Source organism: uncultured Streptomyces sp. (genome assembly GCF_947488945.1).
In the GTDB taxonomy this organism is placed as follows: Bacteria; Actinomycetota; Actinomycetes; order Streptomycetales; family Streptomycetaceae; genus Streptomyces.
The window spans coordinates 220,042-241,337 of the sequence record NZ_CANLBS010000007.1 but is presented as its reverse complement, the minus strand read 5'-3'; the positions used below and the strand labels follow the sequence as shown (position 1 = coordinate 241,337).

The 21,296-nt window shown below is 73.0% G+C and carries 16 protein-coding genes; 12 read left to right on the top strand and 4 right to left on the bottom strand.

Annotated elements, in window-relative coordinates; genetic code table 11:
* Positions 1–326: 326 nt before the first annotated feature.
* The 8 genes from Q0994_RS13885 (at position 327) to Q0994_RS13850 (ending at position 13,208) form a co-directional block, all read left to right on the top strand.
* The gene (locus tag Q0994_RS13885) at positions 327–3,179 is read left to right on the top strand and encodes a bifunctional diguanylate cyclase/phosphodiesterase (protein WP_299533801.1); all 2,853 of its coding nucleotides are present in this window, start codon (positions 327–329) and stop codon (positions 3,177–3,179) included.
* A 205-nt stretch (positions 3,180–3,384) separates the two neighbouring features.
* Positions 3,385–5,241 (top strand): acetolactate synthase large subunit, encoded by a 1,857-nt coding sequence (locus tag Q0994_RS13880; RefSeq protein ID WP_299533799.1) that lies wholly within the window; start codon positions 3,385–3,387, stop codon positions 5,239–5,241.
* 22 nt (positions 5,242–5,263) lie between these two features.
* Positions 5,264–5,791, top strand: coding sequence for an acetolactate synthase small subunit (ilvN, locus tag Q0994_RS13875; RefSeq protein ID WP_299533797.1), 528 nt, complete (start codon positions 5,264–5,266; stop codon positions 5,789–5,791).
* A 136-nt stretch (positions 5,792–5,927) separates the two neighbouring features.
* Entirely contained in the window at positions 5,928–6,929 is a 1,002-nt protein-coding gene (gene ilvC, locus Q0994_RS13870; protein WP_299533795.1) for a ketol-acid reductoisomerase, read from the top strand.
* A 378-nt stretch (positions 6,930–7,307) separates the two neighbouring features.
* Positions 7,308–8,900 carry a phosphoglycerate dehydrogenase gene (gene serA / locus Q0994_RS13865; protein ID WP_299533793.1) on the top strand — a complete coding sequence of 531 codons (1,593 nt, stop codon included), beginning with the start codon at positions 7,308–7,310 and terminating at the stop codon, positions 8,898–8,900.
* Between the two features lie 264 nt (positions 8,901–9,164).
* Positions 9,165–11,729, top strand: coding sequence for a Tox-REase-5 domain-containing protein (locus Q0994_RS13860; protein ID WP_299533791.1), 2,565 nt, complete (start codon positions 9,165–9,167; stop codon positions 11,727–11,729).
* 233 nt (positions 11,730–11,962) lie between these two features.
* Positions 11,963–12,670, top strand: coding sequence for a hypothetical protein (locus tag Q0994_RS13855; protein WP_299533789.1), 708 nt, complete (start codon positions 11,963–11,965; stop codon positions 12,668–12,670).
* A gap of 16 nt (positions 12,671–12,686) precedes the next feature.
* Positions 12,687–13,208 (top strand): hypothetical protein, encoded by a 522-nt coding sequence (locus Q0994_RS13850; RefSeq protein ID WP_299533787.1) that lies wholly within the window; start codon positions 12,687–12,689, stop codon positions 13,206–13,208.
* Positions 13,209–13,257: 49 nt separating this feature from the next.
* Here Q0994_RS13850 and Q0994_RS13845 read toward each other — a convergent pair whose 3' ends face one another.
* Positions 13,258–13,461: a hypothetical protein gene (locus tag Q0994_RS13845; protein ID WP_299533785.1), complete on the bottom strand. Its 204-nt coding sequence runs from the start codon at positions 13,459–13,461 to the stop codon at positions 13,258–13,260.
* A 17-nt stretch (positions 13,462–13,478) separates the two neighbouring features.
* The gene (locus Q0994_RS13840) at positions 13,479–14,453 is read right to left on the bottom strand and encodes a chlorophyllase (RefSeq protein ID WP_299533783.1); all 975 of its coding nucleotides are present in this window, start codon (positions 14,451–14,453) and stop codon (positions 13,479–13,481) included.
* 185 nt (positions 14,454–14,638) lie between these two features.
* Here Q0994_RS13840 and Q0994_RS13835 point away from each other — a divergent pair, with 185 nt between their 5' ends.
* Positions 14,639–15,226: a TetR/AcrR family transcriptional regulator gene (locus Q0994_RS13835; RefSeq protein ID WP_299533780.1), complete on the top strand. Its 588-nt coding sequence runs from the start codon at positions 14,639–14,641 to the stop codon at positions 15,224–15,226.
* A gap of 165 nt (positions 15,227–15,391) precedes the next feature.
* Here the strand turns inward: Q0994_RS13835 and Q0994_RS13830 are convergent, their stop codons facing one another.
* Positions 15,392–16,042, bottom strand: coding sequence for an HAD family hydrolase (locus Q0994_RS13830; RefSeq protein WP_299533777.1), 651 nt, complete (start codon positions 16,040–16,042; stop codon positions 15,392–15,394).
* Between the two features lie 184 nt (positions 16,043–16,226).
* Here Q0994_RS13830 and Q0994_RS13825 point away from each other — a divergent pair, with 184 nt between their 5' ends.
* Positions 16,227–17,282, top strand: coding sequence for an NAD(P)/FAD-dependent oxidoreductase (locus Q0994_RS13825; protein WP_299533774.1), 1,056 nt, complete (start codon positions 16,227–16,229; stop codon positions 17,280–17,282).
* A gap of 30 nt (positions 17,283–17,312) precedes the next feature.
* Here Q0994_RS13825 and Q0994_RS13820 read toward each other — a convergent pair whose 3' ends face one another.
* Entirely contained in the window at positions 17,313–18,464 is a 1,152-nt protein-coding gene (locus tag Q0994_RS13820; RefSeq protein WP_299533771.1) for a CdaR family transcriptional regulator, read from the bottom strand.
* A gap of 184 nt (positions 18,465–18,648) precedes the next feature.
* Between Q0994_RS13820 and Q0994_RS13815 the strand changes: the two genes are divergently transcribed.
* Both Q0994_RS13815 and pruA read left to right on the top strand, forming a co-directional pair.
* Positions 18,649–19,575, top strand: a complete 927-nt coding sequence (locus Q0994_RS13815; protein WP_299533768.1) for a proline dehydrogenase family protein — start codon at positions 18,649–18,651, stop codon at positions 19,573–19,575.
* Between the two features lie 50 nt (positions 19,576–19,625).
* Positions 19,626–21,257 carry an L-glutamate gamma-semialdehyde dehydrogenase gene (pruA, locus tag Q0994_RS13810; protein WP_299533766.1) on the top strand — a complete coding sequence of 544 codons (1,632 nt, stop codon included), beginning with the start codon at positions 19,626–19,628 and terminating at the stop codon, positions 21,255–21,257.
* The last annotated feature ends 39 nt before the right edge of the window (positions 21,258–21,296 follow it).

Sequence of the window (21,296 nt, the reverse complement as noted above, 5' to 3'; positions counted from 1 at the left end):
CCGGTGGGGCGGTTCCGGGGGGCCCGCGCGGGACAACGCCCCAGGTCGTCACGGAGCGTAGAGAGGGTATGGCCCTGCGTGACCGTTCTGGTGTATCGTCCAGAGGCGGGGGCTGCGCCGTGGAAGGGGCGGCGGCGGGGGTGGTAGCGGGACGCGAGGGGGCAATGGGCGATGTGCGGCCAAAGGCGAGACGATCCGACGCGGCGGGACCGGCGACAGCGATCATGGACACCACCCCTGCACAAGAACCACGTACCGGCGATCGTGATCCTGAGTGCGCTGAGAGCGCTGGGCGTGCTCTGCCTCCCCGCCCCGGAGACGATCCGGTGAGCGCCTTCGGCGCCCTGCTCGCCACCCGCCGCCCGATGACCAGGGCTTCGTCCGCCCGGCTCCGGCTGCTGCCCCAGATCCTGCTCGCCCTCGTCTGCGGGGGATACGCCGTCGGCGCGGGGCTCGGCTGGGGCTCGCCCCGGCTCGCCCTGATCATGGGGGACTTCGGGCTCAGCGCGGCCGGCCTGGCCGCCGCCGTCTCCTGTTTCCTCTACGCCCACCGCGGCGGACGCCCCTCCCGTCCCGCCTGGCTGCTGTTCTCGCTGTCGTCGCTGATGGCCGCGGGCGGCAACGCCGTCTGGGGCTGGTACGAAGTCGTGCGCGGCACCGAGGTGCCGAGCCCCTCGCCCGCCGACGCCTTCTACCTCTGCTTCGCGCCGCCCGCCATCATCGGCCTGCTGGTCCTCGCCAAACGCCCGGCCAACCGGGCCGGCTGGGTCTGCCTGGTGCTGGACGCCTGGCTGATCGGCGGCTCGCTCCTCACGCTCTCCTGGAGCCTGGCCCTCGCGCACACCGCCGACCTGGTGCACGCCGACGGCGAGAGCGTCGCCCGTGCCGCACTGTCGCTGGCCTACCCGCTGCTGGACATCGTGCTCGTCTCGATGGTGCTGGCGCTCCACTTCCGCCGGGCCAACGCCAACCGGTCGGCGGTCAACACCGCCATCGCCGGCCTCGCCCTCACCGTGCTCAGCGACGCCCTGTTCACCTCGCCGCTGCTGCGCTCCAGCTACCACTCCGGTCAACTCCTCGACGCCGGCTGGTTCGCCGGCTCGGTGCTGCTCGCCTACGCCCCCTGGGGCGCCGCCCGCGCCGGCCGGCCCGCCGAGCGGTCCGCGCGGCCAAAGCGGCCCGCCGAGCCGGTTCGCCCGGTCAGCCGCCCCATCGCCGGATCGCTCGCCGCCCTCACCCCGTACCTCGCGGCGGCCGTCTGCACCCTGGGCATCCTGTACAACGTCCTCGACGGCCGCCGGGTCGACGGGGTGGTGATCGGCATCGGCTGCGCCGTCGTCCTCGCGCTCGTGGTGCGCCAGGGCATCATGCTGCTCGACAACATCACCCTCACCCAGGAACTGGCGCAGAAGGAGAACCACTTCCGCTCCCTGGTGCAGGGCTCCAGCGACGTCATCATGATCGCCGCTCCGGACGGCACCCTCCGCTACGTCAGCCCGGCCGCGGCCGGCGTCTACGGCACGGACGCCGCCGCGCTGGAGGGCCGCACGCTCTCCTCGATCATCCATCCCGACGACCGCGGCGCCGTGGTGCACGCGGTCCGCCGCTTCCTCGCCGCCCCGCCCCACGAAGTGCCCTCCACCCGCATCGAGTGCCGGTTCCTCTCCGGCGACGGCGACTGGCTCAACGTCGAGTCCACCGTCAACCGCCACCACGGCGGACTGCTGCTCAACAGCCGGGACGTGACCGAGCGGGTCCGCCTCCAGGCCCAGTTGCAGCACAACGCCGAGCACGACCCGCTCACCGACCTGCCCAACCGCGCCCTGTTCACCACCCGGGTGCGCCAGGCCCTCGGCAGCCGGCGGGCCGGCGACCCGGACACCGCGGTGCTCTTCATCGACCTCGACGGCTTCAAGGCGGTCAACGACTCCATCGGCCACCAGGCCGGCGACGAACTCCTCATCCAGGCCGCCCAGCGGCTGGAGGAGTCCGTCCGGGCCGGCGACACCGCGGCCCGCCTCGGCGGCGACGAGTTCGCCGCCCTGATCGTCGGCGACGGCACGCGGGACCAGTCCGCCCGCGAGTACCAGGTCCACGAGATCGCCGAACGGCTCCGGCTCACGCTCTCCCAGCCGTACCGCATCGGGGTCAACGAGGTCCGGGTCGCCGCGTCGATCGGCGTCGCCTTCGCCGAGCCCGGCATCACCCCCAACGACCTGATGCGCAACGCCGACCTCGCGATGTACCGCGCCAAGGCGGCCGGCAAGGACCGGGTCGAGCTCTACGCCCCCCAGATGCAGGCCGACGTCGTCCGGCGCTCCGAGCTGAACGCCCGGCTGCGCAGCGCCCTGCGCGAGGGGGAGTTCGCCCTGCTCCACCAGCCCGTCGTGCACCTGGCCACCGGCACGGTCGACATGGTCGCCGCCCAGGCCCGCTGGCGGTCCGCCCAGGGCATCCTCTACACGCCCGCGGAGTTCCTGCGCACCGAGGACGGCGACCGCACCGCCGAGCTCGGCCGCTGGCTGCTGGAGGAGGCCGTCCAACAGGCCGCCGACCGCGCCCGTGCCGGGCACACCGCCCCCGTCACCGTGCGGCTGCCCGCCGGACGGCTGCTGGAGGAGACCCCGCCGCTGCGCTCGGTGGAGGCGCTGCTCACCCGGTACGGCCTGCCCTCCGGCGCCCTGATGATCGAGGTCTGTGACAGTGACCCGCGGATCTCCTTCGAGGAGCTGGAGCGCCGCCTGGTGGCGCTGCGCCGACTCGGCGTGCGGATCGCCCTGGACGGCTTCGGACGCGGGTACGCCGCCATAAACGCGCTCCGCCGGCTGCCCATCGACGTGCTCAAACTCGACCGGGGCCTGGTCGAGGGCGTCGTCGAGTCGGCCCGGCTGCACAAGATCACCAGCGGGCTGCTGCGGATCGCCCACGACCTCGGGATGCAGTCCGTGGCCGACGGCGTCGACCTGCCCGAACAGGTCCTCGCGCTCCGCGCCATGGGCTGCACCCACGGTCAGGGGATGGCCTTCTCCGGGGCGCTGGACGAGTACCGCCTGCGCCACGCCCTCACCCGCGGCAGCTATCCGGTGCCGGGCCACGCGCCGGTGCAGCGGGCGGCCACCAGCGAGTCCGTCCCCTCGTACAACGGATCACATAATGAGACGCCCGTCCCACCCACTTGACAGTCCGGCCGTGTCGGAGAGAGGGTCAATGCCATGCGCACCCGAATTCTCGTACTTGGAAAGCGCGTCGGCTGATACGGAGTCGCTCCACGCACTCCGTACAACGCACCGGCGCGCTCCCCTCGCTTGCCTCACGGCACGAGGGGTTTTTTGTTGCACCGACGCTCCCCAAAACCCCGCAAAACCCTTCAGCTTCGAGAAGAGAATGCCGATGACCGAGCAGGCCACCGGGGCCCACCACCCCCAGCCGCGGGCCCGTAGCGGCGGACAGGCGTCCGCCACCGTTGAGCACGTCACGGGTGCGCAGTCCCTCATCCGTTCTCTCGAAGAAGTCGGCGCCGACACCGTATTCGGGCTCCCCGGCGGCTGCATCCTCCCGGCCTACGACCCGCTGATGGACTCCACCCGGGTCCGGCACGTCCTCGTCCGCCACGAGCAGGGCGCGGGCCACGCCGCCACCGGCTACGCCCAGGCCACCGGCAAGGTCGGTGTCTGCATGGTCACCTCGGGCCCCGGCGCGACCAACCTGGTCACCCCGATCGCCGACGCGGCCATGGACTCGGTTCCCATGGTCGCCATCACCGGCCAGGTGGCCTCCGCGGCCATCGGTACGGACGCCTTCCAGGAAGCCGACATCTGCGGCATCACGATGCCGATCACCAAGCACAACTTCCTGGTGACCCGCGCCGAGGACATCGCGCACACGATCGCCGAGGCGTTCCACATCGCCGCCACCGGCCGTCCGGGACCGGTCCTCGTCGACATCGCCAAGGACGCGCTGACGTCGAAGACCACCTTCAGCTGGCCGCCCGCGATGGACCTGCCCGGCTACCGCCCGGTCACCAAGCCGCACGCCAAGCAGATCCGCGAGGCCGCCAAGCTCATCGTGGAGGCCAAGCGCCCGGTGCTGTACGTCGGCGGCGGCGTGATGAAGTCCGGCGCCACCGCCGAGCTGAAGGTTCTCGCGGAACTGACCGGAGCGCCCGTCACCACCACCCTGATGGCGCTCGGCTCCTTCCCCGACAGCCACCCGCAGCACGTCGGGATGCCGGGCATGCACGGTTCGGTCACCGCCGTCACCGCCCTGCAGAAGGCCGACCTGATCGTCGCCCTCGGAGCCCGCTTCGACGACCGCGTCACCGGCAAGCTGGACAGCTTCGCCCCGTACGCCAAGATCGTCCACGCGGACATCGACCCGGCCGAGATCGGCAAGAACCGTGCCGCCGACGTGCCGATCGTCGGCGACGCCCGCGAGGTCATCGCCGACCTGGTCCAGGCGGTCCAGGCCGAGCACACCGAGGGCCGCACCGGCGACTACACCGCCTGGTGGAAGGACCTCGACCGCTGGCGGGAGACCTACCCGCTGGGCTACGACTTCCCCGAGGACGGCAGCCTCTCCCCGCAGCAGGTCATCCAGCGCCTGGGCGAACTGGCCCCCGAGGGAACGATCTTCACCGCGGGCGTCGGCCAGCACCAGATGTGGGCCTCGCACTTCATCGAGTACGAGCGACCCCGCACCTGGCTCAACAGCGGTGGCGCCGGGACGATGGGGTACGCAGTCCCCGCCGCCATGGGCGCCAAGGCCGGCATGCCGGACCGGACGGTCTGGGCGGTCGACGGCGACGGCTGCTTCCAGATGACCAACCAGGAACTCACCACCTGCGCGCTCAACAGCATCCCGATCAAGGTCGCCATCATCAACAACGGCGCGCTCGGGATGGTCCGCCAGTGGCAGACCCTGTTCTACAACCAGCGCTACTCCAACACCGTGCTGCACGCGGGCCCGGACGCGGACGGCAACGCCGCCAGGGGCACCCGGGTGCCGGACTTCGTCAAGCTGTCCGAGGCCATGGGCTGCTACGCGATCCGCTGCGAGGACCCGGCCGACCTGGACAAGGTCATCGAAGAGGCCAACGCCGTCAACGACCGCCCCGTCGTCATCGACTTCATCGTCCACGAGGACGCCATGGTGTGGCCGATGGTCGCCGCCGGCACCTCCAACGACGAGGTCATGGCCGCGCGCGGCGTCCGCCCCGACTTCGGCGACAACGAAGACGACTGAGAGACAGAGAGAGAACGCCTCCATGTCCAGCAAGCACACGCTCTCCGTCCTGGTCGAGAACAAGCCCGGTGTCCTCGCCCGGATCACCGCCCTGTTCTCCCGCCGCGGCTTCAACATCGACTCGCTCGCGGTCGGGACCACCGAACACCCCGACATCTCACGCATCACCATCGTCGTGAACGTCGAGGACCTGCCTCTGGAGCAGGTGACCAAACAGCTCAACAAGCTGGTCAACGTCCTGAAGATCGTCGAACTCGAGCCCACCGCCGCGATCCAGCGGGAGCTCGTCCTGGTCAAGGTCCGCGCCGACAACGAGACGCGCTCCCAGATCGTCGAGATCGTCCAGCTCTTCCGCGCCAAGACCGTCGACGTGTCCCCGGACGCCGTCACCATCGAGGCGACCGGCGGCGCGGAGAAGCTGGACGCCATGCTCAAGATGCTGGAGCAGTACGGCATCAAGGAGCTGGTCCAGTCCGGCACCATCGCCATAGGGCGTGGCGGGCGCTCCATCACCGACCGCTCGCTGCGCGCGCTGGACCGGACCGCCTGACCCCGGCGCCCGGTCCGCGGCCCCGGCCGCGGCCGGCCGCCCCCGTCCCGCCGCCCGCATGGCGAGACCCGAGAACGAACCCCACATCCCCCGCCGTACGGTGGGACGCAACACCTGCACCCAAGGAGAAAAACCAGTGGCCGAGCTGTTCTACGACGACGATGCCGACCTGTCCATCATCCAGGGCCGCAAGGTCGCGGTCATCGGTTACGGCAGCCAGGGCCACGCCCACGCGCTGTCGCTGCGCGACTCGGGCGTCGACGTCCGCGTCGGCCTGCACGAGGGCTCGAAGTCCAAGGCCAAGGCCGAGGAGCAGGGCCTGCGCGTGGTGACCCCGTCGGAGGCCGCCGCCGAGGCCGACGTCATCATGATCCTCGTCCCGGACCCGATCCAGGCCCAGGTCTACGAGGAGTCCATCAAGGACAACCTCAAGGACGGCGACGCGCTGTTCTTCGGCCACGGCCTGAACATCCGCTTCGACTTCATCAAGCCGCCGGCCAACGTCGACGTCTGCATGGTCGCCCCGAAGGGCCCCGGCCACCTGGTCCGCCGTCAGTACGAGGAGGGCCGCGGCGTTCCGTGCATCGTGGCCGTCGAGCAGGACCCGACGGGCAAGGGCCTGGAGCTCGCCCTCTCGTACGCGAAGGGCATCGGCGGCACCCGCGCCGGCGTCATCAAGACGACCTTCACCGAGGAGACCGAGACCGACCTCTTCGGCGAGCAGGCCGTCCTCTGCGGTGGCACCGCCGCCCTGGTCAAGGCCGGTTTCGAGACCCTGACCGAGGCCGGCTACCAGCCGGAGATCGCGTACTTCGAGTGCCTGCACGAGCTGAAGCTCATCGTGGACCTCATGTACGAGGGCGGCCTGGAGAAGATGCGCTGGTCCATCTCGGAGACCGCCGAGTGGGGCGACTACGTCACCGGCCCGCGCATCATCACGGACCAGACCAAGGCCGAGATGAAGAAGGTCCTCGCCGAGATCCAGGACGGCACCTTCGCAAAGAACTGGATGGCCGAGTACCACAACGGTCTGCCCAAGTACAACGAGTACAAGAAGGCCGACAGCGACCACCTGCTGGAGACCACCGGCCGCGAGCTCCGCAAGCTCATGAGCTGGGTCAACGACGACGAGGCGTGAGCCTCCCGCCGCCGGGCGGGCCCTCGGGCCCGCCCGGCGGCACGTCCGCGCCCGCCCGGCGTCCACCGCGGCACTCCGGCCCCGTGTCACTGCGGGACCCCGGAGCCCGTGTCGGTACGGACCCGGCGGGCACACGAAGGGAAACGCCGCGGGGAGGGAACACCCGCGGAAGGGCCGGCTCCGTACGCCTGTACAAGTCGTCCACCCTCGTGCGGGTGATCCTTCCATCGGGGCGCAGAGAGCGCCCCGTCGCATGACTACACTGCTCAACACATACACGCGTCAGGGCCCACAGTGTCGTGCGTCTTCCACGCGGCTAGCCCCTCCACGCCTGCGGCCGTCGGGACGGCCGTCCGCAATGGACTTGTGAGGACTCACGTGAGCTCGAAACCTGTCGTACTCATCGCTGAAGAGCTGTCGCCCGCCACGGTGGACGCACTGGGACCGGACTTCGAGATCCGGCACTGCAACGGCGCCGACCGCGCCGAGCTGCTCCCCGCGATCGCCGACGTCGACGCCATCCTGGTGCGCTCCGCCACCAAGGTCGACGCCGAGGCCATCGCCGCCGCGAAGAAGCTCCGGGTCGTCGCCCGCGCCGGCGTCGGCCTGGACAACGTGGACGTCTCCGCCGCCACCAAGGCCGGCGTGATGGTCGTCAACGCCCCGACCTCCAACATCGTCACCGCCGCCGAGCTGGCCTGCGGTCTGCTGGTCGCCACCGCGCGCAACATCCCGCAGGCCAACACCGCCCTGAAGAACGGCGAGTGGAAGCGCTCGAAGTACACCGGCGTCGAACTCAGCGAGAAGACCCTCGGCGTCGTCGGCCTCGGCCGCATCGGCGTGCTGGTCGCGCAGCGCATGTCGGCCTTCGGCATGAAGATCGTCGCCTACGACCCCTACGTGCAGCCGGCCCGTGCCGCGCAGATGGGCGTCAAGCTCCTCAGCCTGGACGAGCTGCTGGAGGTCGCCGACTTCATCACGGTGCACCTGCCGAAGACCCCGGAGACCCTCGGTCTCATCGGTGACGAGGCGCTGCACAAGGTCAAGCCCTCGGTGCGGATCGTCAACGCCGCGCGCGGCGGCATCGTCGACGAGGAGGCGCTCGCCTCCGCCCTCAAGGAGGGCCGCGTCGCCGGCGCCGGCCTCGACGTGTACACCAAGGAGCCCTGCACGGACTCCCCGCTGTTCCAGTTCGACCAGGTCGTCTGCACCCCGCACCTCGGCGCGTCCACGGACGAGGCCCAGGAGAAGGCCGGCATCGCGGTCGCCAAGTCGGTGCGCCTGGCGCTCGCCGGCGAGCTGGTCCCGGACGCGGTCAACGTCCAGGGCGGCGTCATCGCCGAGGACGTCCGTCCCGGTCTGCCGCTCGCCGAGAAGCTCGGCCGCATCTTCACCGCCCTCGCGGGCGAGGTCGCGGCCCGCCTCGACGTCGAGGTGTACGGCGAGATCACCCAGCACGACGTGAAGGTGCTCGAACTCTCCGCGCTCAAGGGCGTGTTCGAGGACGTCGTGGACGAGACGGTCAGCTACGTCAACGCCCCGCTGTTCGCGCAGGAGCGCGGTGTCGAGGTCCGCCTCACCACCAGCTCCGAGTCGACCGAGCACCGCAACGTGGTGACCGTGCGCGGCACCCTGTCCAACGGCAAGGAGGTCTCGGTCTCCGGCACGCTCGCCGGCCCGAAGCACCTCCTGAAGATCGTCGCCGTCGGTGACCACGACGTGGACCTGGCCCTCGCCGACCACATGGTCGTCATGCGCTACCAGGACCGTCCCGGCGTCGTCGGCACCGTCGGCCGGATCCTCGGCGAGGCCGGTCTCAACATCGCGGGCATGCAGGTCTCGCGTGCGGACGCGGGCGGCGAGGCGCTGGTCGTCCTCACCGTCGACGACACCGTCCCGCAGGCGGTGCTCACCGAGATGGCCGACGAGATCGGCGCGGCCGAGGCCCGTTCGGTGAACCTCACCGACTGATCCGGCCCCTTTCCGGTCCCCACGGAGCGCCCGGGAGTCCGACGCACGCCGCACGCGGCCGCGCCGACCCCGGGCGCTCCGTCGTTCCCGGGGCACTCGTTCTCCCGCCGAGCCCTCCCAGCGGGCCCTTCCGCGCCGCCCCGAAGGCGCGTCCGCGCGCGGATGGGTCCGGGGTTGGGCCCTGGGACCCACGACCGGAGCGCCCGTCCGGCCCTACGGTGACGAGGTCATGTCGCCTACGGGCAGCGGGGGTCGGGCTCACTCATGTCTGTCGTCGGAGGCATACCCATGGCCCCGGACGCCGCTCCGGCGCCCGGTGGCAGAGTGCCGTTGCCGCGCCCCCTGGCGCTGGCCAGGGTGCTGCTGATCGTCCTGTTCGCCGCCACGGTGATGGGTGCGATCGGCCTGTTCGGATCCGCGCTCGCCGTGGACGCGGTCGGCGCCGAACTGCTCGGCATCGCGCTCTACGGAGCCGCCCCCGGCGTGGCCGGCTGGCTGCTGATGCGCCGGGTGCGGGGCGGTGGCACCCGGGTGTGGTGGGGGCTGCTCGCCCTTCAGGTCTGGCTGCTGCTCGGCGGCCTCGCCAACCTGGCCGACGGCTCCGGGCACGGCGCCACCCAGCTGATCGTGCCCGCGCTGCTGCTCGTCCTGCTCACCCGTCCGCAGAGCCGGGAGTGGTTCCGCCTCCCGCGCGAACGGCGGGCCGAGCAGCCGGAGTTCTCCCTCCCGCACATGATCACCTGGCGCCGCGACCGGGGGCAGACGGCGCTGGAGTACCTCGGGCTGGTGCTGATCGTGGTCGCCCTGGTCGGCGCCCTGACGGCCACCGGAATCGGAGGTCAGCTCACCTCGGGGCTCCGGTCCGCCATCTGCTCCCTCACCGGCGCGGCCTGCTCGGGGCCGGGCGGCGGCGACGTCCAGGCCGGGGACGGCACGGATGCGGGCGCCTCCGCCGGCGCCACCGGCGGCGCGACCACCGGGGCCGACGGCGGCGCGGACGGCGGCTCCGGCACGGCGGGCACGCAGGGCACCGGCGGAACGGGCTCCACCGGTACCACCGACGGCTCGGCCTCCACCGGCTCCACCACCACGGGCTCCACGACCACGGGCGGCTCCGCCACCGGCGGCTCCACGACCACCGGCGGCTCCACCACCACGGGCTCCACGACCACCGGCGGCTCCACCGGCTCGACGGGCGGCGACGCGTCCGGCTCCACCACCGGCGGCGGTCCGGCGGGGTCCACGGGCGGCACTGCGGGTTCGACGGGCGGCACGACCGGATCGACCGAGGGTTCCAGCGGCGGCCCCGAGGGTTCCACCGCCGGTACCTTCCCCGAGACCAGCGAGGAACCGGAGGCCGCCTACGACGAACCCGTCCTGGCCCCCGACGACGAGGCCGGCGACGGGACGGGCGAGGACAAGGCCGAAGAGGAAGAGGACTGCTCCGGCTGGGGCTTCTTCGGCTGCGCCTGGGACCGTACGACCCAGGTCGTCAAGGGCGTCGCGGTGGACGGTATCTGGGGCGACCTCACCGGCATCGTCGAGCTGTTCAAGCCCGAGACCTGGTCCGGCATCGCCGACTACGGCAAGCAGCTCGGCGACGAGTGGATGCAGGACTCCAAGGACGCCGCCGACAAGTGGGGCGACGGCGACTACCTGGGCGCCCTCGGCGACTGGGGCAAGGCCTCGCTCAACACCGTCGTCAGCGTCGGCGACGACGTGTTCGTGGGCGACGAGGTCCGCGAACGCTGGAACAACGGCGAGAAGACGCGGGCCGTCACCGACGTGATCTGGAACGTCGGCTCCCTCTTCATCCCCGGCTACGACGTCGCCAAGGTCGTCGGCAAGGTCGGGAAGCTCGGCAAACTGGGGAAGATCGCCGAAGAGGTCGCCGAGGCGGCCGGTGACGCGGGGGCCGCCGCCCGGCGGGCCCGCAAGGCCGCCGAGGCGGGCGACCTGGACGGTGTGCGCCGGGCCGCCAAGGAGGCCGACGACGCCGCCGACGCGGCCGAGGACGCGGCCCGCCGCAGCGGCTGCGCGATCGCCGGCGCGCCCGGCCGCGTACGGTACGGCGGCGGAGGCGGGGGCGGCGTCCCCGGGGCCGGTACCGGCGTCATCGCGGCCGGTCCCCGGGACCGGGTGGTCCTCGCGGAGGGCTGCGACCCGGAGGCCAAGGCGAAGGCGGCCGAGGCGCGCGCGCAGGAACGCGCCGCCCACCTCGACCAGAAGCGGCTGGAGGAGCCCGAGCGCGCCCGCAAGGCCGCCGAGGACCTCAAGCAGTACCCGGAGCCGCAGCGCAACGACACCTCCGACCCGCGCAACTACAACCCGGCGGACTGGGCCGACGATCTCAACACCCCGGACTTCGGCGACGCCGACCTGGGCGACGGCTACTGGGCGAGCCGCGACCGCAACCCGCCGCCCAACTGGAAGAACGAGTCGTGGCTCCGCTACCAGGAGCAGATCACCGGCACGGTCCGCGGCCGGGAGTACGTCGTGCCGCACCCCAGGGAGGGCAAGTCCGCGGTCGAGTACGACGGCTGGGACTCCAGCAGGCAGACGTACCTGGAGGCCAAGAACGGCTACACCAGCTACCTCTCGCAGCCCGGCAGGGCCGCGCTCACCCCGTCCGGCAAGGAGAAGTTCGTGACGGAGGCGCGGGCCCAGGTGGAGGCGGCCGGCGGGAAGCCCGTCGAGTGGCACTTCTCCGACCCCGACGTGGCCGCCGCCGCCCGCGCCGCGTTCCGCGAGGAGGGACTGCCCATCAGGGTCGTGCACACCTCGCAGAAGCCCATCGAGAGCACCAGGAAGCCGGGCGCGTTCGACTAGCGGCGCCGGGTCCCACGGGGTGGCGGCACCGTCGTCCGGAGTCCGGCCGTGCACGATCCCGCGCTCCCGGCCGCCCCGGGCCGGGTGTGCAGCCTCCATGAGTGCGCGGCGATCAGGTCCGGGTCGAACGTGGTGCCGGGCACGACCGGCCCGTCCGCGGTGACCGGGGCCACGGGTGAGGCGCTAGCCTGCTGGCGCGAGCGGAGACTTACGGAGAACCACGGAGGAAGCGGATGCGACGTCTGGTGCGGGGCTTCTGGGGCCCGCGGGTGGAGAGCGTCGAGGAGTTGGCGCAGCGGTGGGCGGCGACGCTGGAAGCCGTCGCCGGACTGCTGCCGCAGGCCGGGGCGGGGGAGAGCGCCCCGTGGAGCTGGCAGTGGGTGCGGGCGTCCGGGCCCGCCGCTCCGGTCACCGGGGACCCGGCCGGGCTGGCGGAGGCACTGGCCGCGGCCCGCACGGCCGACGACTGGTCCGACGCCGTCGGCACCGGCCTGCGGCTGATGCGCACCGGCGCGCCCGGCTGGACGGTCGAGATCTCCGGAACGGCGGGCGGCGCACCGCAGTTCCTGCTCCAGTCACTGGTGATCGGCGTCGACGCGCCCGAGGAGGCGAAGGTGCCCGAGGCGGACCTGCTGGCCGCCCTCGCCCGGATCTGGCAGCCCGACTTCGGGGACGTCAGCGACAACGCCCTGCTCGACGCACTGGAGGACGACGCCGGCCACCTGGTGGGCGATCCGGCGGTGGGGCGGTTCGGCCACCTCTCGCCGGGCCGCGCGGCGCTGCTGCCGGACGGTGTCCCGCCCGAGCGCGAACTCCCGGACGGGGGCGTGCTGGTGGCGTTCGGCGACGACCCCGCCGCGGTGGTGGCCGGATATATGGCGCTCCGGGACTCCGGTGCCCTGGCCCCGCTGCCCCGGCCGCTGGACCGGGCCGCGCTGTGAGTGCGCGGGCCGGACTGTGAGTTCCCGGGCCGGCGAGCCCTTCGACCCGGTGCGCGCCGCCGACGAGGTGGCCGCACTGGCGGCGGGGCCGCTGCCGGCGTCCGGCCCGGCCGTCGCCGGGGGCGACCCGGCGACGGGGGAGTGGACCGGTACCGGCGGCGAGGGGTTCCGTTTCGTGCCGCTCTGGGAGGGCGACGCCCTCACCGGGGCGTACGGCGGGGCGTGGACCGACGCCGTGGACGCGGCGGGCCGGTGCCTCGACGCCCTGGTCGCCGAACTGGACGCCCGTTGGGGTCCGCACGCCCGTGTCCCGCTGCACACCGCGCTGTTCGCCCGTACGGCGGGCCGTCCCCTGCCGCCGCTGCTGGACGCGCTGCTGGCCCAGGACTGCGACGGCGACCTCTCCGTCTGGGGTCCGCTGCCCGGCACCGGCCGGCGGGCGGCCGTCTCCCTCGCCCAGCACGACGGCGACGCCCCGCCGCTGCTGGTCGCGGTCGCCGTCGACGGCGCGGTCGAAGCGGTGCCGGAGGAGGGCTGACGCGGCCGGGCGGGGGCGGCCCGGCGCACGGGGTGGCGGGCCGTCGAGGTCAGGCTGCCAGCAGCCGCTCGCTCAACTCCCGCAGCCGCCGGGCGCCACCGTCGTCTTCGCCGCCACCAGCCCGCCGCTCGTCCGGGTGGACGAGTCCCACGGCGCGCACGTTCTTCCCGGTCAGGTCGGTGCCGGCGAGGACGTCGTGGGCCGTCGGGGCGGCGGTGAAGCCGGACCGGAGCAGGTGCTGACGAGGCGTCATGTGCGCTGTCTCCCGATCTACTTGGAGGTGGTCCGGCCGACCGCGTCGGGTCCGGTCGTCAGCGCGTCCCGTGCCGCCCGCCAGGCGGTGTCGCCGGGGTGGAAGCCGCTGCGCAGCCAGGCCGCGCCCAGCCGGGCGATCGCGGCGACGCGTGCGGGGTTCTCGTCGGTGGTCTCGCTCGCGTCGTACCCCTGGATCCCGCCGAGGAGGTGCTCCGCGCCGAACACGGTGAGCAGGGTCTTGGGCGCGGGGGCGAGGTGGTACGGGTCGGCGTGCCAGTCCGGGCCGGCGTCCGTGAAGTGGCGGGGGTCGTCCTGGTCGCCGGCGACGACCAGCGCGGGCGCGGTCATGGTCGAGAAGTCGATGGTGCGGAAGTAGGGCGCGGCGTCGGCCATCGGCCCGTTCAGGGTGTCGCCGCCCCGGCCGGGAGCGGCCAGCAGTATGCCGCGCCCGATCCGCGGATCGCGCAGGTCGGCCCGTTCCCCGGTGTCGGGGTCGGTGATCCGGGCGCCCAGCAGGAGGGCGGCGGTGAAGCCGCCGAGCGAATGCCCGGCGACGGCGACGGCGTCGCGGTCCAGCCGCCCGGCGAGGTGCGGCACCTCGCGTTCGAGGACGTCGAGCCCGTCGAGGACGCGGCTCATGTCCTCGGCGCGCGAGCGCCAGAAGAAGGGTGCGGCGGGGTGGCCGGCGAGCCGCCGGCTCAGGGTCGCGGAGCTCAGGTGGGTGGGGCGCAGCACCACGAACCCCATCTCCGCCCAGCGGTCGGCCAGCGGGGCGTATCCGTCGAGCGAGGAGAGGTGGTTGGCGCGCCCGTGTCCGTGGGACAGCAGGATCACCGGCAGGTCGGTGCCGGTCGCGGGTGCGGAGACGCGCAGGTGCAGGTCCACGGGACGGCCGGGGACGGGGAGCACCACCGGACCGTAGGTGAGGACCGGGGTGGGGGCGGCGGTGGGGCCGGCGGTGCGGTCGGCCGGGGAGGTCGTTTCGATCATGACGCGTTCTTCCCTTCGGGGGGTCCGCGGCACACGGGTGCGCGGCGGGCGCGGAGCAGGGCGTTGCGGCCGCTCTCGCGCGGCGAGGCAAAACGGAACCTTGCTCCATTTACGATACGGAGCAGCGTTCCGTTTCGCAACCGGGTATCGTTCCAGGGGTTCGGGGACGGTGGAAGGAGTGCGCGATGGCGGCTGGGGCCGGAAGCGGAGAGGCGCCGACGCGCGGCCTGCGCGCCGATGTGGTGCGCAATCAGCGCAAGCTGCTGACCGCCGCCGCCGAGGTGTTCGTGACGTCCGGCGTCGACGCTCCGATCCGGGAGATCGCGGCGAAGGCCGGGGTCGGCATGGGCACCCTCTACCGCCACTTCCCGACCCGCACGGACCTGGTCACCGCCGTCTACCGTCACCAGGTCGAGGCGCTCGCCGAGGCCGGTCCGGCGCTGCTGGCCGAGGAGAGCGACCCGTCGGCGGCGCTGCGCCGCTGGATCGACCTGTTCGTCGACTTCCTCGTCACCAAGCACGGGCTCGCCGACGCCCTGCAGTCGGACAGCGGCAGGTTCGCCGCACTGCACACGTACTTCATCGACCGTCTGGAGCCCGTGGCCGGTCACCTGCTCGGCGCGGCGGCCGAGGCGGGCGAAATCCGGCCGGACATCGACGCGTACGAGCTGATGCGGGGCATCGGCAACCTCTGCTTCGGCCACGACAGCGACCCCCGCTACGACCCCCGGCGCCTGATCGACCTGCTGCTGCGGGGGCTGCGACCGTCCTGACCGGCGGGGGGCGCCCCGGCCGGCGGCCAGCGCCCCGGGGGGCCGGGGTCCAGGCCCCCGGTTCAGGGGACTCCTGGGTCCCGGCTCAACGGTTCAAGGAGGGCGCGGGCCCCACGGTTCAAGGAGGGTCCGGCGGCGCTCAACGTCCCTTCGCGCCCTGCCGCGTCAGCCCGCCGTGTCCAGCGCCAGGTCGACGGCCTCCACGACGTCGCGTGTCACATGGTCCGGCCGGTAGCCGGTCTCGGTCCACGGACGGCCGCCGGACACCCAGACGCCCACGGCTCCGACGGCCGCCGCCCCCGCGATGTCCGCCCGCGCCGAGTCGCCGATCATCCAGGCGCCCTTCAGCGGGACCCCGGCCGTCTCCGCCGCCGCCTGGAAGATCCGCGGGTCCGGCTTCCGCAGGCCGATCCCTTCGGAGACCACCCAGCCGCGGACGAGCGCGGCAAGGCCGGTGCGCCGGATCTTCTTCTCCTGCTGCGCCACCCGCCCGTTGGTGACGACGACGACCGCCCACCGCGCCGCCTCGGCCCGGCCGAGCGCCTGCCGTACCGGGTCCTCCAGCACCACCCGGTCGGCCGCCCCCGTGTCGAGCAGCCGTCGGACCGCGTCCGGCGGGACCCCGTCGCCGTACCGGCGCGTCATCGCCAGGGCGACGTCCTCCCGCGGCGCGTGACCGCTCGCGTCCACGCCCGTCAGCCACGCCACCTCGCCGGCGGGCAGGGCGTGTGCGGTGACGAACTCCGTGACCGCGTCGCGGAAGGCGGCATCGCGGTCGACCAGGGTGTTGTCCAGGTCGATCATCAACAGGCGCATGGGCGGGAGTAGATCACGTCCGGCGCGGGCCGGGCGGCCCCTTTTCCGCGGGTCCCCCGGACGGGGGAGGGATTCACGGCCGGTCCTGCGGGTACACCGCTGCGGGCGGCATCCGCCGTCCGCCGCCGTGCCGCGACGGGCACGGGTGCGGGGATCGCGGGACGGACGAGCCGGGGAGCGTGCCATGGACGGAACGGCGAACGGGACGGCGGTGGTCGTCGGGGCCGGCGTCGGGGGGCTGGCGACGGCGGCCGGACTGCGCCGGGCCGGCTGGTCGGTGACGGTCCTGGAGCGCCGGACCGCACTGGAGCGGTACGGAACCGCCTTCGGTATCCACCCCACCGCACAGGCGGCGCTGGACCGGCTCGGGGCGGGCGAGGAGTTCCGCGCCAAGGCCGTCCCCTACCGGGGCGCGCACATCCGCACGCCGGAGGGCAAGGTGCTGGCGAGCCTCCCGCTGGAGCGGATCGAGCGCAAGGCCGGGCGCCCCGAACTCCTGGTGTCCCGGCCCTATTTGGTCGACGCGCTGGTGGCCGTGGCGGCCGGGCCCGGAGAGTCGCCGATCCGGTTCGGGGAGAACGTCTTCGACATCGAGGCCCTGGCCTCCGGGCACGACCTGCTGGTCGGCGCCGACGGCATCAACAGCGTGGTGCGGACCGCCTGTTTCGGCGAGCGGTCCCGGCCGCGCCACGCCGGCAGCGTCGCCTGGATCGGCACCGCCGACTTCGAGAGCGAGGTGTACGGCGAGACCTGGGGCAGCGGCCGGTTCTTCGGCATCACTCCGGTCGAGCCGGGCCGCACCAACTGGTACGCCACCGTCCCCGCGGCCACCAGCGCCGAGGAACTGCGCGACCGCTTCGAGGGCTGGCACGACCCGATCCCGCGCATCCTCGGCGGGACCGACCCGTCCGCCTGGATCCGCTACGAGATGCGCCACCTCCACCCCGACCTGCCGGCCTTCGTGCACGCCGGGAACATCGCGCTGGTCGGCGACGCCGCCCACGCGATGACGCCCAACCTCGGCCAGGGCGCCTGCACCGCGATCCTCGACGCCGAGGCCCTGGTCCGCTCCGTCGTCCGGCACGGCCGGACCGCGCTGCCCGACGCCCTGCGCGCCTACGACTCCGAGCGCCGCCGCAGCGCCCAGCGGGTCGCCCTCGCCTCCCGGAAGCTGCACCGTTTCATGAGCACCACCCGCACCGGCCCGCGAGACGCGCTGCTGCGCCTGCTGCCGGGGTGAGGCCGGGGCCGGCCCGCTGCGCCGCCGTCCTCACAGCCGTGCCGCCTTCAGCGCCATGTGCAGCAGCAGCCGGTCCTCGCCGTCGTTGAGGTCGAGACCGGTGAGCTGCTGGACCCGGGCCAGCCGGTAGTAGAGGGTCTGCCGGTGGATGCCCAGCTCCGCCGCGGTCCGGCCCGCCTGGCCAGCCCGGTCCAGGAACGCCTCCGCCGTCCGGGCCAGCGCGGTGTGCGGCGGGGCCAGCAGCGGAGCCACCGCCGGGTCGGGGGCGGCCGTCGCCGCCGCGCCGAGCCCGGTGAGCAGCCGGTAGGGGCCGACCGCCGACCAGTCGGCGATCGGCCCGAGCCGAGGCTCGGCAGCGGCGGCGCGCGCCGCGCCCGCCGCCTCGTGCCAGGCGGCCGGCATCCCGACCAGCCCCCGGCGGGGTTCGGACACCCCGGCGGTCGCGGCCGGACCCGCCACCGCGAGCAGCCGGTCGGCGGCGGTGACCGCGGGGATCGTCACGTCGGGGGAGCGCAGCCGGACCAGCGCGGCCAGCGAGACCGCGCTCGTGCCACCGGGCGGGCCGACCGGGGCGAGGGCGGCCGCGGCCGGAACCGTACGCGGCGAGGGCAGGTCGTCGGCCGCCCACGGGGTCACGCACACCACCGCGTGCGGCCGGTCCGCGTCCGGGCCGAGTGCCTCGCGCAGTGCGGCCAGCGCCGTCTCGCGCTGCCGTCCGGACCCGGCCGTCAGCACCGCGCCGAACTCGCGCGACAGGTCCGCGCCCGCCTGCGACTCCTCGTGGAGCAGCGCCCCGATCCGGTCCGCCACCTCCATCGCCGCGGCGAGTTGTCCGTCCGTCGGCCCCGGCGAGCCGTCCAGCAGCCACACGTACCCCAGCACCACCCCGCGGTGGCGGACCGGGAGGCAGATCCGGCCGAGGAAGACGCCGGCCTCCGGGCCCGCCGGGATGCGCACCGGGCCCGTCGCGCGGGCGATGCCGAACCCCTCGAACCACGCCCGCACGGCCGGCGTGGAGCGGCGGGTCAGGATGGAGCGGCTGCGCACCGGGTCCATGGGCGCGTCGTCGTCGCCGTCGTGCGCGCCGAAGGCGACCAGCCCGAAGTCGCGGTTCTCCAGCGTGGCGGGGGCGCCCAGCAGCCCGGAGATCTCGTCGACCAGTTCCTGGTAGTCGCCCTTCATCCGTCCATTCTCGCACCGTTCAGACACATGTATGAGAGCGCGGCCACGGATGCGTGACACCTGTCGATGGCACACGATCGGAGCGGTCCATAGATTTCAGAGTGGTCATCCGTGCCATGACGGGAGCGATCCGCTCGCCCCGTACGTGGCCCCCGCAACACTCGTTCTTCCGTGGAGGTGCCCCGTGCTGGGTCCCGTGATTCTCGCCGCGTCCCGCAGCGACCGGATGCGCCGGTTCATCTCGGCCGCCCCCGGCACGAAGCAGGTCGTCGACCGCTTCATCGCCGGTGAGACCGTCGACCAGGTCGTCCCGATCATCGAGGACGCGGCCGGCAAGGGCCTGGAGGTCACCCTCGACGTCGTCGGTGAGGACATCACCACGCCCGGGCAGGCGACCGCCGCGCGGGACGCCTACCTGGAGCTGGTCGGCCGCCTGGAGACCCTCGGTCTCGGCACCCGCGCCGAGATGTCCGTGAAGCTGTCCATGTTCGGACAGGCGCTGGAGGGCGGCCACGAGCTGGCGCTCGCCAACGTCCGCCCGGTCGTGGAGGCCGCCGCCGCGATCGGCACCACGGTCACCCTCGACGCCGAGGACCACACCACCCTCGACTCGATGTTCGCCATCCACGAGGAGCTGCGGAAGGACTTCCCGCAGACCGGCTGCGTCATCCAGGCCTACCTCTTCCGCACCGAGGAGGACGCCCGCCGCCTGGCCGCCGCCGGCAGCCGCGTCCGCATCGTGAAGGGCGCCTACAAGGAGCCCGCCTCCGTCGCCATCCAGGACAAGGCCGGGATCGACAAGGCGTACGTCCGCATCCTGAAGATCCTGATGAACGGCGACGGCTACCCGATGATCGGGTCGCACGACCCCCGTCTCATCGCCATCGCCCAGGAGCTCGGCCGCAAGGCCGGGCGCAAACTGGACGAGTACGAGTTCCAGATGCTGTACGGCATCCGCAGCGACGAGCACGTCCGGCTCGCTGCCGAAGGCCACCGCATGCGCGTCTACACGGCGTACGGCACCGACTGGTACGGCTACTTCATGCGCCGCCTCGCGGAGAAGCCGGCCAACCTGCTGTTCTTCACCCGCTCCATCCTCACCAAGGGCTGATCGCGCCCCGGCCGACCCCCACCCCGTCGAACCAAGGAGACAAGGCACTCATGGACGCTGTGACCCAGGTCCCCGCGCCGGTCAACGAGCCGGTCCACTCCTACGCCCCCGGCACCCCGGAGCGCGCCCGTCTGGAGGAGAAGCTCAAGGAGCTCAGCGAGAACCCGATCGACCTGCCGATGACCATCGGCGGCGAGAAGCGGATGGGCGGCGGCGCCCGTGTCGACGTCGTGCAGCCGCACAACCACAAGGCCGTCATCGGCACCTTCGCCGCCGCCACCGAGCAGGACGCCCGGGACGCGGTCGACGCCGCCCTCGCCGCCGCCCCCGCCTGGCGCGCGATGTCCTTCGACGACCGCGCCGCGATCATCCTGCGCGCCGCCGAACTGCTCTCCGGCCCGTGGCGCGAGACGATGGCCGCCTCCACGATGCTCGGCCAGGGCAAGACCGCCCAGCAGGCCGAGATCGACACCCCCTGCGAGCTCGTCGACTTCTGGCGCTTCAACGTGCACTACGCGCGCCAGATCCTGGCCGAGCAGCCCCCGGCCAACTCCACCGGCGTGTGGAACCGCATGGACCACCGCCCGCTGGAGGGCTTCGTCTACGCGATCACGCCGTTCAACTTCACCGCCATCGCGGGCAACCTGCCGACCGCCCCGGCGCTCATGGGCAACGTCGTCGTGTGGAAGCCGTCCCCGACGCAGACCCACGCCGCCGTGCTGCTGATGCAGCTCCTGGAGGAGGCGGGCCTGCCCAAGGGCGTCATCAACCTGGTGACCGGCGACGGCATCGCCGTCTCCGAGGTCGCGCTGAACCACCGCGACCTGGCCGGCATCCACTTCACCGGCTCGACCCCCACCTTCCAGCACCTGTGGAAGACGGTCGGCAACAACATCGCCCACTACCGCACCTACCCGCGGCTCGTCGGCGAGACCGGCGGCAAGGACTTCGTCGTCGCCCACCCGTCGGCCGACCAGGCCGTCCTGAAGACCGCGCTGACCCGCGGCTCCTTCGAGTACCAGGGCCAGAAGTGCTCGGCGTCCTCGCGCGCCTACGTCCCGGCCTCCATCTGGAACTCCGGCTTCAAGGAGAAGTTCGCGGCCGAGGTCGACGCCATCACCATGGGCGACGTCACCGACCTGTCGCACTTCATGGGCGCCGTCATCGACGACCGCTCGTTCGCCAAGAACAAGGCCGCCATCGACCGCGCCGCGGCCGACCCGACGTGCACCATCGTCGCGGGCGGCACCTACGACGACTCGGTGGGCTACTTCGTCCGCCCGACCGTCATCGAGTGCACCGACCCGGAGAACGAGGTCTTCACGACCGAGTACTTCGGCCCGATCCTGGCCGTCCACGTGTACGAGGACGACGAGTACGACGCGATGCTGGAGCAGATGGAGTCGGTCTCCGACTACGCCCTGACCGGTTCCGTCATCGCCAACGACCGCGCCGCGGCCGCGTACACGATGGACAAGCTCCGCTACGCCGCGGGCAACTTCTACATCAACGACAAGTCGACCGGCGCCGTCGTCGGCCAGCAGCCCTTCGGCGGCGGCCGTGCCTCCGGCACCAACGACAAGGCCGGCGCCCCGCAGAACCTGCAGCGCTGGACCCTGACCCGCGCCATCAAGGAGACGCTGGTCCCGCCGACCGACTACACCTACCCCCACCAGGGCTGACCGCCCCGCGGGGCGCCCCACCCGGGCCGCCCCGCCCCC

Coding starts and splice junctions, on each gene's coding strand:
- Q0994_RS13835 (WP_299533780.1), top strand. CDS start 14,639: ATGGCGGCTGGGGCCGGAAGCGGAGAGGCGCCGACGCGCGGCCTGCGC.
- Q0994_RS13880 (WP_299533799.1), top strand. CDS start 3,385: ATGCCGATGACCGAGCAGGCCACCGGGGCCCACCACCCCCAGCCGCGG.
- Q0994_RS13860 (WP_299533791.1), top strand. CDS start 9,165: ATGTCTGTCGTCGGAGGCATACCCATGGCCCCGGACGCCGCTCCGGCG.
- Q0994_RS13825 (WP_299533774.1), top strand. CDS start 16,227: ATGGACGGAACGGCGAACGGGACGGCGGTGGTCGTCGGGGCCGGCGTC.
- pruA (WP_299533766.1), top strand. CDS start 19,626: ATGGACGCTGTGACCCAGGTCCCCGCGCCGGTCAACGAGCCGGTCCAC.
- Q0994_RS13845 (WP_299533785.1), bottom strand. CDS start 13,461: ATGACGCCTCGTCAGCACCTGCTCCGGTCCGGCTTCACCGCCGCCCCG.
- ilvN (WP_299533797.1), top strand. CDS start 5,264: ATGTCCAGCAAGCACACGCTCTCCGTCCTGGTCGAGAACAAGCCCGGT.
- Q0994_RS13855 (WP_299533789.1), top strand. CDS start 11,963: ATGCGACGTCTGGTGCGGGGCTTCTGGGGCCCGCGGGTGGAGAGCGTC.
- Q0994_RS13820 (WP_299533771.1), bottom strand. CDS start 18,464: ATGAAGGGCGACTACCAGGAACTGGTCGACGAGATCTCCGGGCTGCTG.
- Q0994_RS13840 (WP_299533783.1), bottom strand. CDS start 14,453: ATGATCGAAACGACCTCCCCGGCCGACCGCACCGCCGGCCCCACCGCC.
- Q0994_RS13830 (WP_299533777.1), bottom strand. CDS start 16,042: ATGCGCCTGTTGATGATCGACCTGGACAACACCCTGGTCGACCGCGAT.